This window comes from Gordonia sp. (in: high G+C Gram-positive bacteria) (genome assembly GCF_049299075.1).
Lineage (GTDB): Bacteria > Actinomycetota > Actinomycetes > Mycobacteriales > Mycobacteriaceae > Gordonia.
In genome coordinates, this window is sequence record NZ_JBAQWU010000458.1 from 1 (window position 1) to 2330 (window position 2330).

Genomic DNA, 2330 nt, shown 5'->3' on the forward strand with positions numbered 1-2330 from the left:
GTCCTACCGGCTACGCGACCGAGGCCTGGAAACACTCCCCAGCATCAAAGCCGAACAAGAAAACCTAGACTAGAGACTGTTCACTTTTGGACCGCCGAAACCGTTCAGGTTTCGACCGCCGCCGACAGTTCGGGACCGAGCGCGGGCGACCACAACATGTAGGTGGGCCCTGGGTGTGATCATGGAAGTTCTCACACACCGCTGACGCACACCACAGGACCCATGGCTGAGCTTACTTCCGATGTTGCCGACACGATCTGCCGAACCGTCGAGTTGGGCGTGACGATCACCGGTGCGGCCGTCGATGCCCGCGACCGCACACATGTATGGTGCCGAGTCCTGGACGCCGATCCACGCTGCCCGGATTGTCAGATGGCGGGTGTGCTGCGTGATCACTCCGACCGCGCCCTGACCGATGTACCGATCAGTGGTCACCCTGTCGTCCTGCACGTCGCGGTTCCCCGGTTCGTGTGCCACACCACCGACTGCTCAACATCGATCTTCCGCGCCAGGATCGACCACATCGCCAGGCCGCGAGCAGTGGTCACGACCAGGACCGAACGCTGGATTCTGCAGCGCATCGTGGGCGACAAGATGAGCGTGTCCGCCGTGGCCGCCAACCTCGGCATCGCCTGGAGAACAGTCAATACGATCGCCACAGAAGCCGCTCGCGCGCTGGTCTACGACGGCGACCACCTCGACGGGGTCCGCTGCCTCGGCGTGGATGAACACAAATGGAAACATGTTCGCGGACAAGGAGATCGGAGTTTCGTCACCGTCCTGATCGACCTGACCCCGGTCATCGACGGGACCGGCCCGGCACGCCTGCTCGACATGATCGGCGGACGCTCCAAACAGGTCCTCAAACAGTGGATGGCCGCCCGAGACCAACGGTTCCGGGATCGGATCAAGGTCGTGGCAATGGATGGATTCACCGGCTACAAGAGCGCCACCACCGAAGAACTCCCCACCGCCCGAGTGGTGATGGACCCGTTCCACGTCGTGCATCTGGCCGCGAGCAAACTCGACCTGTGCCGGCAACGGATCCAGCAGCAGGTATGCCGGCACCGGGGCCGCACAGACGACCCGCTCTATTAGATCCGCCGGATCTTGCACACCCGCACTGAACTCCTCACCGACAAGCAAAAGATCCGCCTTTTCGAGTCGTTGACCAGCCACGACGCACACGCCGCAGTCGAGATCACCCATCAGGTGTATCAGCAGCTCATCGCCGCATACGAACACCGGCACCGCCGTGAGGGCAAGAAACTCATGTACAAGATCCTGCGCCGGATCCGCACCGGGCTGCCCGCCGGACTGGCTGAGCTCGCTCAACTCGGACGAAGCCTGTGGAACCGGCGCGCCGACATCCTGGCCTACTTCGACACCGGCGTCTCCAACGGACCCGTCGAAGCCATCAACGGACGCCTCGAACACCTCCGCGGAATCGCCCAAGGCTTCCGCAACCTCGACCACTACATCTTGCGGTCACTCCTGCACTCCGGTCAGCTCGCGAATCCGATCAACGCACTCTGAAAGGCGAAGAGCCCGATCACCGACTGCTTGGTGTGCGCGTCCACCCCGGACGCGATCTTGATAGCCCTTCCGTCGACGGTGGAGTCGAACTGAAAGTCAATGGACCACACCACCTTCGGAGCATCAGCCTCAACCGCCGGTGGCACCGACGACTCACCCACACGTTTGCGGGCCGAACGGAACCGTCGCTGCAGACCCTCCTCGGACCACAACCTGTGAACCTTCTTCTTGTTGATGTGCCGACCCTCGTCATGACGCAGCGCCGCCCACACACGCCGGAATCCGTGACACCGATTCTTCACCGCGTACTCGCGGAGCCAGCCGCTCAGCTCCATGTCCCGATCTTGCGGTGTATCAGCGACTTTCGGTCGACGATAGGTCGATCTCGCGAGCCCGACCGCTCCGAACGCCATCGTTTCCGACATGCCCAACACCTGCTCGAGCATGTCCACGGCGGCGCGTTTGGCGTCCGGGCTCAAAATTTTCCCTTAGCCACCTCCCGCAAGGTGTCCTTCTCCAACTCCGCGTCCGCCAGCAGCCGCGTGAGCCGGGCGTTCTGATCCCGCAGGTCCTTGAGCTCCCTCGCAGCCTCGAGGTCCATCCCACCGTAGCTGCGCCGCCAGTTGTAGAGCGTCGCCGCCGACACCTCCAACTCCGCCGCGATCTACTCACCCGTCGATCCCGCCGCAGCAAGCTCATCCGCCCGCCGCAGCTTCCGGACGATCTCCTCCGCCGAATGCCGCTTCCGTCCAGCCATACCAATCATTGTCCTATCCCGCCCACCAGGGCGATCA

At 63.0% G+C, this 2330-nt stretch carries 2 protein-coding genes and 1 pseudogene; 1 reads left to right on the top strand and 2 read right to left on the bottom strand.

Annotation, left to right across the window (positions count from 1 at the left end; genetic code table 11):
- The first annotated feature begins 222 nt into the window (after nucleotides 1–222).
- Nucleotides 223–1536, top strand: a pseudogene (locus tag WAW85_RS14455) (ISL3 family transposase).
- On the opposite strand, the gene WAW85_RS14460 reads toward WAW85_RS14455, so the two are convergent.
- Together WAW85_RS14460 and WAW85_RS14465 are read right to left on the bottom strand one after the other, a co-directional pair.
- Nucleotides 1506–1871, bottom strand: a complete 366-nt coding sequence (locus WAW85_RS14460) for a transposase (RefSeq protein WP_422560290.1) — start codon at nucleotides 1869–1871, stop codon at nucleotides 1506–1508. The pseudogene WAW85_RS14455 and the gene WAW85_RS14460 sit on opposite strands and share 31 nt — an antisense overlap.
- Nucleotides 1872–2011: 140 nt before the next feature.
- Entirely contained in the window at nucleotides 2012–2188 is a 177-nt protein-coding gene (locus WAW85_RS14465) for a transposase (protein ID WP_422560291.1), read from the bottom strand.
- Nucleotides 2189–2330: the final 142 nt, after the last annotated feature.